At 67.6% G+C, this 14,270-nt stretch carries 13 protein-coding genes; 9 read left to right on the forward strand and 4 right to left on the reverse strand.

Features of this window, described 5'->3' with window-relative positions; all coding sequences use genetic code 11:
* Positions 1–19 precede the first annotated feature (19 nt).
* From AC4ELH_RS19100 to AC4ELH_RS19115, 4 genes are all read left to right on the forward strand, one after another.
* Positions 20–526 carry a cupin domain-containing protein gene (locus AC4ELH_RS19100; protein ID WP_174554199.1) on the forward strand — a complete coding sequence of 169 codons (507 nt, stop codon included), beginning with the start codon at positions 20–22 and terminating at the stop codon, positions 524–526.
* A gap of 2 nt (positions 527–528) precedes the next feature.
* Positions 529–1,431, forward strand: coding sequence for a hypothetical protein (locus AC4ELH_RS19105; RefSeq protein ID WP_498885971.1), 903 nt, complete (start codon positions 529–531; stop codon positions 1,429–1,431).
* A gap of 178 nt (positions 1,432–1,609) precedes the next feature.
* Positions 1,610–3,316 carry a DEAD/DEAH box helicase gene (locus AC4ELH_RS19110; RefSeq protein WP_055110517.1) on the forward strand — a complete coding sequence of 569 codons (1,707 nt, stop codon included), beginning with the start codon at positions 1,610–1,612 and terminating at the stop codon, positions 3,314–3,316.
* A gap of 129 nt (positions 3,317–3,445) precedes the next feature.
* On the forward strand, positions 3,446–5,707 hold the full coding sequence (locus AC4ELH_RS19115) for a DUF1214 domain-containing protein (protein WP_498885972.1): 2,262 nt from the start codon (positions 3,446–3,448) through the stop codon (positions 5,705–5,707).
* Positions 5,708–5,867: 160 nt separating this feature from the next.
* On the opposite strand, the gene AC4ELH_RS19120 is transcribed toward AC4ELH_RS19115, so the two are convergent.
* Genes AC4ELH_RS19120 through AC4ELH_RS19135 form a run of 4 tightly spaced genes read right to left on the reverse strand, consistent with a single transcriptional unit; the run spans position 5,868 to position 9,118 of the window.
* Positions 5,868–6,683 (reverse strand): HAD-IIA family hydrolase, encoded by an 816-nt coding sequence (locus AC4ELH_RS19120; protein WP_498885974.1) that lies wholly within the window; start codon positions 6,681–6,683, stop codon positions 5,868–5,870.
* Between the two features lie 25 nt (positions 6,684–6,708).
* Positions 6,709–8,181, reverse strand: a complete 1,473-nt coding sequence (locus tag AC4ELH_RS19125; protein ID WP_498885976.1) for a PH domain-containing protein — start codon at positions 8,179–8,181, stop codon at positions 6,709–6,711.
* The gene (locus AC4ELH_RS19130; protein WP_498885977.1) at positions 8,178–8,690 is read right to left on the reverse strand and encodes a PH domain-containing protein; all 513 of its coding nucleotides are present in this window, start codon (positions 8,688–8,690) and stop codon (positions 8,178–8,180) included. Before AC4ELH_RS19130 ends, AC4ELH_RS19125 begins: the two co-directional genes overlap by 4 nt.
* 29 nt (positions 8,691–8,719) lie before the next feature.
* The gene (locus AC4ELH_RS19135; protein ID WP_498885979.1) at positions 8,720–9,118 is read right to left on the reverse strand and encodes a MerR family transcriptional regulator; all 399 of its coding nucleotides are present in this window, start codon (positions 9,116–9,118) and stop codon (positions 8,720–8,722) included.
* Between the two features lie 96 nt (positions 9,119–9,214).
* Between AC4ELH_RS19135 and AC4ELH_RS19140 the strand changes: the two genes are divergently transcribed.
* The 5 genes from AC4ELH_RS19140 to pssA are packed head-to-tail and all read left to right on the forward strand — an operon-like array spanning position 9,215 to position 14,270.
* Positions 9,215–10,510: a flavin-containing monooxygenase gene (locus AC4ELH_RS19140; RefSeq protein ID WP_498885981.1), complete on the forward strand. Its 1,296-nt coding sequence runs from the start codon at positions 9,215–9,217 to the stop codon at positions 10,508–10,510.
* Positions 10,511–10,541: 31 nt separating this feature from the next.
* Positions 10,542–11,465 (forward strand): SDR family NAD(P)-dependent oxidoreductase, encoded by a 924-nt coding sequence (locus AC4ELH_RS19145; RefSeq protein WP_498885983.1) that lies wholly within the window; start codon positions 10,542–10,544, stop codon positions 11,463–11,465.
* Between the two features lie 2 nt (positions 11,466–11,467).
* Positions 11,468–12,655 carry a molybdopterin molybdotransferase MoeA gene (moeA, locus tag AC4ELH_RS19150; protein ID WP_498886225.1) on the forward strand — a complete coding sequence of 396 codons (1,188 nt, stop codon included), beginning with the start codon at positions 11,468–11,470 and terminating at the stop codon, positions 12,653–12,655.
* 35 nt (positions 12,656–12,690) lie between these two features.
* On the forward strand, positions 12,691–13,392 hold the full coding sequence (locus tag AC4ELH_RS19155) for a phosphatidylserine decarboxylase (protein ID WP_448443892.1): 702 nt from the start codon (positions 12,691–12,693) through the stop codon (positions 13,390–13,392).
* Positions 13,389–14,270: a CDP-diacylglycerol--serine O-phosphatidyltransferase gene (pssA, locus tag AC4ELH_RS19160; protein ID WP_064880630.1), complete on the forward strand. Its 882-nt coding sequence runs from the start codon at positions 13,389–13,391 to the stop codon at positions 14,268–14,270. Before AC4ELH_RS19155 ends, pssA begins: the two co-directional genes overlap by 4 nt.

The raw sequence follows: 14,270 nt of genomic DNA on the forward strand, positions 1-14,270 counted from the left end.
CGCGTCTAGGCTGGCGCTCGTGTCGTTCTGGGATCCCAGGAATGTGCCGCCCTATCCCCCGGCTCGTTACACCAAGGACGAGCCAGAAGTCAGCGCCTGGCTGAAGCGCGGCGACGAGCCGCCCGACTACGACTCATCGGGCCTCGTCAAGTACCACTACCTGGCCAACCAGCAGCAGACCAATGGCGACTATGGGCTGTACCGCGTCGACATCAGCCCGCAGGGCGGCGGCCCCGGCCCGCATTTCCACCGGGCCATGTCGGAGGCCTTTTTCGTCCTGTCCGGCACCGTCAGGCTGTACGACGGAGACGACTGGCGCGACGGCAACCAGGGCGATTTCCTGTATGTACCGCCGGGCGGAATCCACGGCTTCCGCAACGAGGCCGACGCACCGACATCTCTGTTGATGTTGTTTGCTCCTGGCGCCCCCCGGGAGGCCTATTTCGAAGGGTTCGCCCAGTTGGCCGACCTCACGGACGAGGAACGCGCCGAGTGGTTCGTCAAGAACGACAACTACTTCCTCTGACCGTGAAGCGCTGGCTGACCCTCGCCTGCACCGCGCTGGCGTCCACGGTGCTCGCCGGATGCGTGGACGACCGGGGCAGTGAAGCCCAGTCGATCGGCACAAAAATCCGCGAGCTACCCGGCGTCGAGGCCGTCGAGGTCGACTACAAGAACGACTTCACCAACGGCGAGTTCTTCAACCTCGACGTCGGGCTGGCCACAGCAGCCACCACCGAACAGGCCCAGGATGTGGTCCCCACGTTCGTGTCGGCCGCGCACGGCGTCGAGTTCGACACCCACTACACCGTGCTGGAGATCGGCAACGACAAGGGCAGCGTGACGCTGCGTCCGCTGTCCGGCACGGGCACCGATGTGGTGGCGCAGTGGTTCGACGTGATGTCCTCCCCCGTGGTCGAACGCGTCGCGATGGGCGCCGACAACCCCGCGATCGTGACGCTGCGCCAACCCGTCGACACCGGCGCGGCAGAGGAGTTGCTGCGTCGGCACCCGGAGCTCGGTGATGCGCAGTGGCTGCTGCAAGTGCCGAAGATCAGCGAATTCGAGTCGACCAGCACCTACACCTCGTACGGCGTGATCCCCGACGCCGCCACTGCGCAGGCCTGGAACGAGATCGTCCGGATCGCCGGGCCGCATCTGGTGATGGGCGAATTCGGCACCGACCCGACCACAGACCGTCCGGTCTCAAGTGTCGCGATCAGCATGAAGCCCAACACTAAGCCGCGGGACGACGAGATCGCCAACGCCGTCGCAGCCGCTCTGGTCGAGCTCGACCGACCCGTCGATCTGATCGTCAAGGGCGGCCACCGATGGGTGGAGATCACCGTCGGCGGCTGTTTCCGGCACGACAAGGCACACGTGGCGTCCTTACTCGAGACCGAGCTGGCCCGCGAGTACGAACGATGCTGAGCGTTTGCTCCATCGCCACGACTGCACGGCGTGAATACGGCACACCACGGATGAGCGAACGACCCGGGTCGGCGGCAGACAACCAGCTCGGCGAGCGACACGCCCGGCGAGCTCCTGCGGATATGCGCCGACGTAACGCGCTGGCCTAGACTGCTTTCCGACGGAGAGGAGTCCTAGGGTGCGGGCTGATGCAGCGCCCAGCACCCAGGCACTTCGGGGCTGGCAGCGCAAGGCGCTGGTGAAATATCTGACGGCAAAACCGCGGGACTACCTGGCGGTCGCCACCCCTGGCGCGGGGAAGACGACGTTTGCGCTGCGAATCGCGGCCGAACTGCTCAATGACCGCACAGTCGACGCGATCACCGTGGTGGTGCCCACCGAACACCTCAAGATCCAGTGGGCCGAGTCGGCGGCACGCAACGGCATCGCACTGGATCCGAGGTTCAGCAACTCCGACTCCCAGACCTCGGCCGAGTACCACGGCGTCGTCGTCACCTATGCCCAGGTGGCCAGCCACCCCACCCGGCACCGCGTTCGCACCGAGAACCGCAGGACGCTCGTAATCTTCGACGAGATCCACCACGGCGGTGACTCGAAGAGTTGGGGCGACGCGATGCGCGAAGCCTTCGACGACGCGACGCGGCGCCTGTCCCTGACCGGTACCCCGTTCCGCAGCGATGACAGCCCGATCCCGTTCGTCAACTACGAGCCCGACGAGGCCGGATTCCAGCGCTCGCAGGCCGACCACGTGTACGGCTACTCCGACGCGCTGGCCGACGGCGTGGTCCGGCCCGTGGTGTTCCTGGCCTACTCGGGTGAGGCCCGCTGGCGCGACAGTGCCGGCGAGGAGCACGCGGCGCGCCTCGGCGAGCCGCTGACAGCCGAGCACACCGCACGGGCCTGGCGCACCGCGCTGAACCCGACGGGCGAGTGGATGCCCGCGGTCATCGCGGCCGCCGACAAACGACTGCAGCAGAAGCGTCAGCATGTGCCCGACGCCGGCGGCATGATCATCGCCACCAACCAGACCACCGCCCGCGCCTACGCCGATCTGCTCACCAAGATCACCGGCGAGGTGCCCACCGTGGTGCTGTCCGACGACCCCAGCGCGTCCGACCGGATCAGTCAGTATTCGGCGAGCACCAGCCGATGGCTGGTCGCGGTCCGCATGGTGTCCGAGGGCGTCGACGTGCCGCGGCTGTCGGTCGGCGTGTACGCCACGAGCGCCTCGACGCCGTTGTTCTTCGCACAGGCCATCGGCCGGTTCGTGCGGTCGCGCCGCCCGGGTGAGACCGCCAGCATCTTCCTGCCGTCGGTGCCCAACCTGCTGCTGCTGGCCAGCGAGATGGAAGCCCAGCGCAACCACGTGCTGGGCAAGCCGCACCGGGAATCCGACGGGCTGGATGACGAGGCACTCGAAGCTGCCGAGAAGCGCAAGGACGAGAAGGGCGAGCTGGAGAACGGCTTCGAGTCGCTGGGTGCCGACGCCGAGCTGGACCAGGTCATCTTCGACGGCTCATCCTTCGGCACTGCAACGCCGGCCGGCAGTGACGAGGAGGCCGACTATCTGGGCATCCCCGGCCTGCTCGATGCCGAGCAGATGCGAGACCTGTTGCGGCGCAGGCAGGATGAGCAACTGACCAAGCGCACAGCCGAGGCCGCCGTGTCGGGTGGACCGCCGCCGTCGCGCACCACGCACGGCCAGTTGCGCGAGTTGCGTCGTGAACTCAATGCGTTGGTGACCATCGCGCATCACCGCACCGGCAAGCCGCACGGTTGGATCCACAACGAGTTGCGTCGCATCTGCGGCGGGCCTCCGGTGGCCGCCGCGACCACCGATCAGTTGAAGGCACGCATCGAAGCCGTGCGGGATCTGAAGGCCTGACACAGGCCGGACGCGGCGTCGGATCGCGATAAAAATCTGAGTCCCTCAAACTCCCCCGAGACTCAACTGGAACTTGTTACAGTCGGCCAATTGCGTTCTGTTGCAGCCAGAACAGTTGGGGGAGAGGCTATGCCGACGACATCCGCTACCACTGGAGGCGCCCGGTTCATCGGGCGGGTGGGCACGCTCGCGGTCGCACTGGGAATAGGTGTGGCGGTGGCCAACGGCACCGCGATCGCGTCCGCCGAAACCGGCGGTTCGGACTCGTCGGGAACACATTCAAAGGCGACCGGCAGTACCAAGACCGACAGCTCGACCCCGAAGAAGGGCCCCCGCAAACCGTCCTTCTCGGACCCACAGAAGCTGGCCAAGAGGGTCAGTGACGCGGCCGCCAAGGTGGAGTCCGCGCTCGGCAGTTCGAAGGTCGGCGAGCGTCGTTCGTCGGCAGCATCGACCGACCGCAAGACGGACGGCAAGGACGGCAAGAGCAGCAAGGGCACCACAAAATCCACGGCGGCCGATGCCGTCGAGAACGCGGCCGCCAATGTGCGCCAGTCGGTGTCGCGGGCCTTCACCAAAGCCACCGACACACCCCGCAAGCTGTCGGCCGCACTGGACAACCGGCCGCAGTCCGCCGAGGCCGAGGTCGAGGTCGAGGCAACCGCGCCACTGGAGACACTGACGGTCGTCACCAAGACGGTGGCGAAAGACGTTGTAGATCGCCTGATCCCGGTGTCAGCACGCACGCAGGCTCCGGCGGCGCAGTCCATACCGGAGATCGTGGCGGCGGCCACGGAGCGGCTCAAACCGCGTCTCCCGGAGACTCCGGTGAGCCCGCTGCAGGACCTCGGACTGGCGGCGCTGCTGGGCTGGTCGCGCCGCGATGGCAGCCAGGGCCTCGTCCCCATCGGACGCGTCACCACACCGGAGACGACGTCGGAGGTGACTCCGGAGGTGACATCCCAGGTGACCACGCAGGCGACGAGCATATTGGCCACCGAGGACCAGCTCGCGGCCGAACAACAGGTCAGCCAGATCGTCAACACACCGTTCGTCCAGCTGGCCAAGGTGGTCCTGATGGCGGCCTGGTACGTCGAGGCGGCCAAGAACTTCGCGACCGTCGGTGGACCCGACTTCACCAACTTCTCCCAGCTCAACCAGGCCGCCACCGAGTTCGCCAACCAGTCGGCGACCGAGTTCCTGCTGCTGAATTCCAACGATCCGAAGCTGCTGCTGCAGGTCAACCCGCCGCACAGCTGGAACGGGCAGAACGCCGGCGGCACCCGGATCTGGTACGACAACCCCGATACCGTCTACCGCTTCACCGGTATCAACGGCGCATCGACCTACCAGATCGAGGGCAAGGTCGCGGGGTATGACCCGGCTGACCCGAGTACCCACCCCACTTCGGCGAACACCAATTTCAGTGTGCTCACCGGAATCAACGGGGTCACCGCCGCCAATCTCAACGGCGAAGAACTGAGTATCCGCGACGACGGCACGTTCACCATCGTGGTGAGTCCCAATGGGGCACCGGCCAACCCCGAGAAGGGCATGAACTACATTCAGGCCCCGGCCAACTCGACCATCCTCGCTACCCGAAACACCTTGGGCGACTGGAACACCGAGACGCCCATGACGCTGACCATCGAGAAGACCGCAGGGCCGCCCAGCAGCCTGTTCAGCCAGATCGGCGGATTCGCGATCCCGGTCATCGGCGAGACGGTGGTGAAGAATCCGCTCCTGATGAGCCTGGTGTCGATCGTCCCGGCGTTCGACCAGGCCCCGCTGTTGTTGTCGTCCGCCGAGACGGCCATCCTGATGCTGGTCACCGGAATCAATGGCGAGAACACCTACATGTCCGTGGCGACCGCCACCGGAGCGCCCAACGTGCTGTCCCAGCCGCAGCACAACGCGCAGTTCCTCTCCACGCAGTTGCAGAGCGCCGGCTACTTCCAGCTCAAGGACGACGAGGCGATGGTCATCACCGTCGATCCCGGTGATGCGGAGTACTTCGTGGTGCCGGTGACCAATGACTGGACCATCACCGGCGATACCCGCAATCAGCAGACCAGCCTGAACAACAGCCAGGCCATCAAGAACGCGGACGGAACGTACACCATCGTCGTGTCCAAGACTGATCCCGGCGTGGCGAACTGGGTGTCGACCGGCGGCCTGAACCAGGGCACCATCTCGATGCGCTTCCAAGGTGTGGACCCGGATGCCACGAACATGCCGAAGGTGACGACGCGAGTGGTGAAGGCGTCGGAGGTCCCGGGCATCGTGAACGACCCGAACGATCCCAACTACAACCCGGACCAGCTCGACTACGACCGCGCGCAGCAGATCGCCGACCGTCAGGCCGGGTACGACCGCCGCTACACGGTGTAGGAGCGCACTTCCCGCGGGCACTGCGAGCGCCGATTTCTACCCAGGGGTCGTCCTCGTTGAAGAATCGCGACCCTGGTGTAGAAAACGGCGCGGCCGAGCAGCCGGCGCGGCCCGGCGCGGCCCGGCGCGGCGCGGCGCGGCGCGGCCGAGCACTCACGCCCTACAAGCCCAGCAGCTCCGGCAAATCGGCGACCGAGTCGATGACGTGGTTGGGTTGCATCGCGAATTCGTCTGCGGCCCAACGATCCAACGTGGACTGACGGAACTTCCCGGTACGCACCAAAACGCCGGCCATGCCCACCACCTGGGCGGCCAGCACGTCGTTGTTCAGGTCGTCGCCGATCATGTACATCTCCTCGGGGTCGACGCCGAGGCGGTTGGCCGCGGCCAGAAACCCCTCCGGGGCGGGTTTGCCGACGGCCGTGGCCTTGCGGCCCGAGGTCGCTTCCATCCCCGCGAGATACATGCCGGTGTCGACCCGCAGTCCGTCGGTGGTGTTCCACGCGGTGCTGCGGTGCATGGCCACGACGGGCACGCCCTGGGCCATCCAGTCGTAGACCCAACTGAGCGTGAGGTGGTTGTACTCCGGCCCGGCGCCGCCGAGCAGCACCACGTCGGGGGTGTCGGGTGCGGCAGGTCCGGTGAACTCGTTCGAATACACCACGTCGACGCCGGGCATGTCCTCGCCGATCTGCCCGCTGTTGACCAGGAAGCATCGGGCGCCGGGATAGCGGTCGCGGACGTATTCGGCGGTCAGGGCGGCCGCGGTGATCACCTCGTCGGCGGCGACGTCCATTCCGGCGGCGGTCAGCAGGTCGGCGATCTGCGCGCGGGTCCGGGTGGTGGTGTTCGTCAGATAGGACCGGGCGATCTGCCGCTCGGCCAGCATCCGCAAAGTTTCCGCCGCGCCGTCAATGGGCGCCCAGGAGGTCACCAGCACACCATCGATGTCGAACAGCACTCCACCGATAGCCATGCAGCGACAGTAAACGTCCGCGAATTCAGCGCAACTCGGGGCCTGCCGGTCCGGAGGCCCACCTGTTGTCGGCCACCCAGGGCGAGGCGGCCGCCGCCACGGACCACGCCTGTGCAGCGGGGAGGTCGATCACGGCGTAGCGCTTCTCCCCGGCGGCGGTCGCGGCGATCAGGGTCGCCACACCGGCGCGACGCTGAAAGAACGTCTGCCGCACCGTCCATCCGATGACCCCGGCGGCAGCCAGGTGGTCGCGGCGCCGCTCGAGGCTGCCGGCGCCGGCGACCAGCCAGCCGTCGCGCACGAGATGCCCGAGGGACCGGGCCCGGTCCGCGGCCAGCAGAGCCGCGCACCCGACGGACAACCCCCACAGCACCCACGCCCATACGGGCACCCCGAGTGCCAGCAACGCCACGCCGGCCACCGCGGGCAGCGCCAGAGCGCGGGTCCAGCGCCGCCGCACCGCCGCCGGTCCGTGGGCCACCAGCGGCGCTTCGACGGCACCTGGATTGCCGATCAACTCGGCCAGCACTCCCCTGGCGGTGTCGGATGGGCAGGGTGGCAGCAGCAGCGAGGCCTCCCCCTCGCCGCCGACGCCGGTCATCACCGCGTCCAGGCGGGCGCCACCGAACGCACGGACCAACAGCGGCTCGCGTAGGGTGCCGCCGCGCAGCCGCCGCATGTCGTAGGTGTGCTCGCGCCGACGTAGCAGGCCGTGCTCCATGTGCAGCACATCGGAATCCCGACGCAACGCCAGGTTTCCATAGGTCAGCAACGACCGCAGTACCGACAGCACCACCGAGGCCACCAGGACCACCAGCGCGCCGGCCACCACGGCAGCCAGGGTCCCAAGGCGTTCGACGAGTGCGATCCCGGACTGGGCCAGCTCTGAGTCGCGCAGCGCGGCACCGACACCGGCTTGATAGACGACGCCGACCGCCGCTGCGATCATGGCCAGACCGGTGAAACTCAGTGGGCTGTAGCGCAGCCAGGAGGGCTGCCAGCGGGCCAGTTCGCGGCCTGCCGGCGCCTCGGCGACCGGAACCGCATCGGCGAGCAGGATCGCGCGCAGCCTCGGCACCTGTTGCGCCTCGACCGCATCCAAGGCAAATTCGGTGTCGCCCTTGGCTTCCTGTCCGGTGCTGATCCGCAGCACGGTCAGCCCGAGCAGCCGGTGCAGCAGCCGCGCATCGGTCGAGACCGACCGGATCCGGTTACGCGGCACCGACAACGTCTTGCGTTGCAGCAGCCCGGTGCGCAGTTGCACCTCGTCGGGTTCGATGCGGTAGCTGGTGGTGAACCACCGCGCCAGGCCGACGCCGATGGTGAGCACTATCGCCGCAATCGTCCAGCCCTGGTTGCCGGTCGCCGAGCCGAGCACCACCGCGCCGATGAGCAGTGGAATCTGCTGCAGCACTTCATGTACCGGGTGGACCAGCAGCATGCGCGGGCTCAGCCGCTGCCACTGCCGCTCGACGGCGGGCCCGGCAGGCAGGCTCATGTGGCGTCCTGCTCGCCGATCGCCGCGATGTCGGTCAACTGCGCCACCACCTGATCGGCCACGTCGTCGTCGAGCGCCACGATCCGCACCGCGCCCGCCGAGGATGCCGTCGTCACCGTCACGTTGGCCAGGCCGAACATCCGGTCCAGCGGGCCCCGGTGGGTGTCCACCGTCTGCACCCGCGAGATCGGCGCGATCCGCCGCTCCTGCACCAGCCACCCCGTGCGGGTGTACACCGCCGGGGTCCCGGCCCCGAGGTTGATGTCCCACCGGTGCACCCGGTAACGCCACATGGGGACCACCACGATGAACAGCGCAGCGCCCAGGATCGTGACGACCGCCGCGGTGCCGTGCAGCCACAGCATCCGCTGGTCGATCGCGAACCAGATCAACTGCGCCAGTGTCAGTACCACCCATGGGATGGCCGCGCCCAGTGCCCACACCAGCGGCGCCTTGCGACTGGGCCGCTGGGCGGGATCGCGCAGTGTCAGACCGGTTGCACTGTCCATGAACCGAGCATGCCCCAACACGGCCCCACTTAGGCGGAAGGCAGTTCAGCGGTCATCGTCCGCAGGTACGGGCAGTCCTCGGCCGGATTCGCATCCGGACAGGTCAACAGATGCTCAAGGTGCACCTTGGCTTTCGCCAGGCGATCCTGTTGATGCTCGATCTCCCCGAGGCGGTCGCGCACAGCGTCGCGCCAGTCACGGCCACCCGCGGTGAGGACTGCCTCGATCTCATCCAGACTCATGAGGCCGCTTTCCCGCCACATCTTGATCAGCCCGATGCGGTGGAGTTGCTCCGGGCCGTACAACCGCCAACTCGACCGGCGCTGGGCCGGATGGAGCAGGCCGCGCTTCTCCCAGTACCGCAGCGCCGATTCGGCGAGACCGAACCGCCGCGCAGCGGCACCGATGCCGATGAAGTCGTCACTCATGTCACCCACCCCATTCACGACCTTGATCTGAAGCCGACTTGAAGTGCTCTTGTTAGGTAACCCTAACTAATTCTTCACGGAAAGCGGGACCCTCCCATGGGGAACGAATACATCGAGACCGTCATCATCGGCGCCGGTCAACAAGGCTGTGGCGTAGCAGGAGCACTCCAGGACATCGGGCACGACGCGATCGTGTTCGAGAAGGGCGAGGTCGGCCAACGGTGGGCGCACGAACGGTGGGACAGCCTGCTCGTCGGGAGCGGAAACCGATCGATCCGGCTGCCCGGGTGGGATTACGACGGCGACGACCCGTTCGCCCTGCCCTCGGGACCGCAGGTGGCCTGCCATTTGCGGCGCTATGTACAGGACCGCGACCTGACCGTCCGTGAGCACACACCGGTACAGGCCGTCGAGAGTCGGTTCGGCGCCTCCGACGAGGACACGCGGTTCAGCACACGCCTACACGACGGCGAGACGGTGGAATCGCGCAACCTCGTCGCAGCCGTCGGCGGCTACGCCCAGCCACGCAAGCCCATCCTGTCCTGCGACATCGATTCGGCCATCCACCAAACCCATTCGGCCGACTACCGCAATCCCGGTTCGCTTCCGGACGGAGCGGTGCTGGTGGTCGGCACGGGCATCAGCGGTCAGCAGATCGCCGATGAACTGATAGACGCCGGACGACAGGTCTTCCTGTCGGTGGGACGGCACCGAGCCTGGCCGCGGCACTACCGCGGCCGCACCATCCACGAATGGATGCACGTGTTCTCGCTGTATGACGACTTCGTCAACGCGGGCGCCGACGACAGCTCCCGGCTACCCGGATTGCCGGTGTGCGGCAACCGGCTCGGCACCGCCGAACTCAATCTCGGCACATTGGCCGAAAAGGGCGTCGTACTGGTCGGTTCGGCGCGCGGGGCGCGGGCAACCGTGCTGACGCTGGAGGACAACGTCGTCGACATCGCCGAGGCATCCGCACTCTCACTCCGGGAGGTGATCAACAAGATCGACGCCGGGCTGCGCGACCGCGGCTTCGTCGCCCCCGAGGCCGCAACGACACCCGTCGTGAACCTCGATGCGATCACGGGCTTCGATACCCGGCTCGACCTGGCCCACCACGACATCTCAACCATCGTGTGGTGCACCGGATTCCGCCCTGACTATCAGATCCTGCCCACATATGCGCTCGACGAGAACGGGGTGCCGCTGCAGCAGGGCGGGATCCTCGGGGCCCTCCCAGGCCTGTACTACGCGGGGCTGCCCGACGGTAACTCGCTGGCCCGGACGGGTTTGGCCGCTGTCGCGGACAACAGCCGGTACATCGCAAGCCAGATCCATATCGATCACGTGATGCGCACGATGCCCTCGGCGTCGGTGATCGCAACGGTGTGAGGCACACGGGTGCACCCGTAGAGTTCGAACCATGAGCGCCAATTCCAAGTGGACCGAGGCCGATGTCCCCGATCAGTCCGGACGGATCGCGATCGTCACCGGCTCCAATACCGGGCTGGGCTATGAGACCGCCCGCGTGCTCGCCGCCAAGGGCGCGCACGTCGTCGTCGCTGTGCGCAATCTGGACAAGGGGCGCGAGGCCGTCGACCGGATCACCGCCGCCGTGCCGAAGGCCGACCTCAAGCTGCAGCACCTCGATGTGGGCTCGCTGGACTCGGTGCGTACCGCGGCCGACGAACTCAAGGCCTCCTACCCGCGGATCGACCTGCTGATCAACAACGCCGGGGTGATGTACCCGCCCAAGCAGACCACTGTCGACGGCTTCGAGTTGCAGTTCGGCACCAACCATCTCGGCGCGTTCGCGCTGACCGGGCTGCTGCTCGATCATCTGCTGCCGGTCGACGGGTCGCGCGTCGTCGCGGTCGCCAGCGTCGCGCACCGCATCCAGGCCGCGATCCACTTCGACGACCTGCAGTGGGAGCGCAGCTACAACCGGGTGGCCGCGTACGGGCAGTCCAAGCTGTCCAACCTGCTGTTCACCTACGAACTCCAGCGCAGGCTGGCCGCCAAGAACGAGCCGACCATCGCGGTGGCCGCCCACCCCGGGGTGTCGGCCACCGAGCTCACCCGCCACATCCCCGGCGCCGGGCTGCCCGGCGTTGACCAACTCACCAGCCTGCTCGTCAACAGTGCGCTGAAGGGCGCACTGGCCACACTCCGCGCGGCCACCGATCCCGACGTTCGCGGCGGCCAGTACTACGGACCGGACGGATTCCGGGAAGTGCGCGGCTACCCGAAGCTCGTGTCCTCCAGCAAGCAGTCCCATGACGAGGACCTGCAGCGCCGGCTGTGGACGGTGTCGGAAGAGCTCACCGGCGTCACCTTCCCGGTGTGACGATGCGGACCGTCGAAGAACACCAGAAGGTGGTCGCGGGGTTGTTGAAATCCCGAGCACCACAAGACCTATTGCTGACCGACACACTCGGCCTGGTGCTGGCCGCCGATGTGGTGGCCCCGCTGTCGCTGCCCGGCTTCGACAACTCCGCGATGGATGGCTACGCGGTCCTCGCCGACGACGTCGCAGGTGCGACCGAGGACGCCCCGGTTCGGCTGCCGGTCGCCGAGGACATCCCCGCCGGCCGCACCGACCTGCTGATCCTGAAACCCGGAACCGCGCACCGCATCATGACGGGCGCGCCGCTCCCGTCGGGTGCCACCGCGGTGGTGCCCGTCGAGGCCACCGACGGGGCGACGGACACCGTCAGCATCCGCACCGCCGCCCGAGGCGGCCAGCACATCCGCCGCGCCGGCGAGGATGTCACGGCCGGCACCACTGTGCTGCACGCCGGCCAGGTGATCAGCCCGGCCGCTCTCGGCTTGGCCGCGGCATTGGGTCTGGCCACACTTCCCGTGCTGCCGCCGCAACGCGTGATGGTGATGTCGACCGGCACCGAACTCGTGGCCCCTGGCGCCGAACTGCAGCCAGGACAGATCTACGAGTCCAATGCGGTGATGCTGGCCGCGGCGGTTCGCGACGCGGGTGCCCAGGCGACCGTCGCCCCGATGTCTGCTGATGACGTCGACGCGTTCCGCGCGGCGCTGGCCGAGCACGCCGGCGACGCCGATCTGATCATCACCACCGGCGGGGTCAGCGCAGGCGCGTACGAGGTCGTCAAGGACTCACTGTCGGATCAGGTGGAGTTCGTCAAGGTGGCCATGCAGCCGGGCATGCCGCAGGGCGCAGGCACCGTCAACGGAGTCCCGATCATCACGCTGCCCGGCAACCCGGTCAGCGCGCTGGTGTCCTTCGAGGTGTTCGTTCGCTCACCGCTGCGTGCGGCGATGGGCCGGACCGAACCGGACCGACCCCGGCGCACCGCGCAGTTGACCGAGGACCTGACCTCACCGCGCGGAAAACGGCAGTTCCGGCGGGGTGTTCTGACCGGAGATACGGTCAGTAGTTACGGCCCCCCGGCGTCACATCATCTGCGTTGGCTCGCCTCGGCGAACTGTCTGTTGGAGATCGCCGAGGACGTCACCGAACTTTCGGCCGGGTCGACGGTTCCCGTCTGGGACCTGAGCTAGCAATTCCGCTACCGGGCGCACGTAGAATCCTCCCGATGGCCAGACGCCCCGACCTCCAGCAGTCCGGACCAGAACGCCTCGTGGCGCTGGTGCGATCCAGTGTTCCGCCGATGCATTCGGCGGGATTACCGTTCGTCGGCGCCAGCCTCGCCGTTGCGGCCCTGGGCCGCAAGCACCGCTGGGTGCGCCGGGCCGGCCTGCTGGCCGCCGGCGCCAACGCAGCGTTCTTCCGGCATCCGGCCCGGGTGGCGCCCACGCGCCCCGGAGTGGTGGTCGCTCCCGCCGACGGGTTGGTGTGTCTGATCGGGGACGCGGTCCCGCCGGCCGAACTCGGATTGCCCGACACCCCGCTGCCACGGATCAGCATCTTCCTGTCGGTTCTCGACGCGCACGTGCAGCGTGCCCCGATCGGCGGTGACGTCGTCGCGGTGCAGCATCGCCCCGGGCGGTTCCACTCGGCCGAACTCGAAGCCGCCAGCGAGGACAACGAGCGCAACAGCGTCGTGATCCGCACTGCCGAGGGCACCGAGGTGATCGCGGTGCAGATCGCCGGTCTGATCGCCCGGCGCATCGTGTGCAACGCCCGCGTCGGCGACAAACTGGCCATCGGCGAGACCTACGGTCTGATCCGCTACGGCTCCCGGTTGGACACCTACCTACCTGCCGGTTCGAAACTTCTCGTCACCCCGGGCCAGCGGACGCTGGCCGGAGAAACCGTCCTGGCGGAGTTGCCATGATCAAGCCGCGCATGAGGCCCCCGTCGTTGATCAAGGGCCGCATGAAGCCGCCGCCGTTCAGCGTGCGGATGCTGCCGAGTGCGATGACGGTGGCCGCGATCTGCCTGGGCCTGTCGGCGGTCAAGATGGCGCTCGACGACCGGCCCACCGAATCGATGGCATTTCTGGCGGTCGCGGCGATCCTCGACGCGCTGGACGGCCGGGTGGCCCGGATGCTCAACGCCACCTCCAAGATGGGCGAGGAGATCGACTCGCTGGCCGATGCCGTGAATTTCGGTGTCGCCCCGGCATTCATCGTCTACGGCACCCTGCTGTCGCATTCGCGGATCGGCTGGATCGTGGTGCTGCTGTACGCGGTGTGCATCGTGCTGCGGCTGGCCCGGTTCAACGCGCTGCTCGACGTGGATCAGCCCGCGTACGAGAAGGAGTACTTCGTCGGCATGCCTGCGCCGGCGGGCGCGCTCGGTGCCATCGGGCCGCTCGCGGCCAAGATGCAGTTCGGCGACGGGTGGTGGACCAGCGAGTGGGCGGTGTCGATCTGGATGATCGGTGTCTCGCTTCTTGTGGTCAGCCGGATCCCGATGCGCAAGATCCACACCTTCTCGGTGCCGCCGAACATGGTGGCGCCCTTGCTCGCTCTCGTCGCGATCGGTGTGGCGGCGTCGGTGTTCTACGGCTACATCGTGATCATGGTGATCATCGTGGCCTACGTGATCCACATCCCGTTTGCGATACGCACCAAGAAGTGGGTGGCCAGCCACCCCGAATCGTGGGACGACAAGCCGCAGCAGCGCCGCGCGGCGCGGCGCGCCATCCGCCGCGCCCAGCCGCATCGGCGGTCTATGGCCCGTTTGGGACTGCGGAAGCCGGGTCGCTGA

Source organism: Mycobacterium shunyiense, from assembly GCF_058270075.1.

Bases quoted from the DNA above. Each gene is read 5' to 3' on its own strand.
- AC4ELH_RS19115 (WP_498885972.1), top strand. From the start codon at position 3,446: ATGCCGACGACATCCGCTACCACTGGAGGCGCCCGGTTCATCGGGCGG.
- AC4ELH_RS19120 (WP_498885974.1), bottom strand. From the start codon at position 6,683: ATGGCTATCGGTGGAGTGCTGTTCGACATCGATGGTGTGCTGGTGACC.
- AC4ELH_RS19125 (WP_498885976.1), bottom strand. From the start codon at position 8,181: ATGAGCCTGCCTGCCGGGCCCGCCGTCGAGCGGCAGTGGCAGCGGCTG.
- AC4ELH_RS19130 (WP_498885977.1), bottom strand. From the start codon at position 8,690: ATGGACAGTGCAACCGGTCTGACACTGCGCGATCCCGCCCAGCGGCCC.
- AC4ELH_RS19135 (WP_498885979.1), bottom strand. From the start codon at position 9,118: ATGAGTGACGACTTCATCGGCATCGGTGCCGCTGCGCGGCGGTTCGGT.
- AC4ELH_RS19140 (WP_498885981.1), top strand. From the start codon at position 9,215: ATGGGGAACGAATACATCGAGACCGTCATCATCGGCGCCGGTCAACAA.
- AC4ELH_RS19145 (WP_498885983.1), top strand. From the start codon at position 10,542: ATGAGCGCCAATTCCAAGTGGACCGAGGCCGATGTCCCCGATCAGTCC.
- moeA (WP_498886225.1), top strand. From the start codon at position 11,468: ATGCGGACCGTCGAAGAACACCAGAAGGTGGTCGCGGGGTTGTTGAAA.
- AC4ELH_RS19155 (WP_448443892.1), top strand. From the start codon at position 12,691: ATGGCCAGACGCCCCGACCTCCAGCAGTCCGGACCAGAACGCCTCGTG.
- pssA (WP_064880630.1), top strand. From the start codon at position 13,389: ATGATCAAGCCGCGCATGAGGCCCCCGTCGTTGATCAAGGGCCGCATG.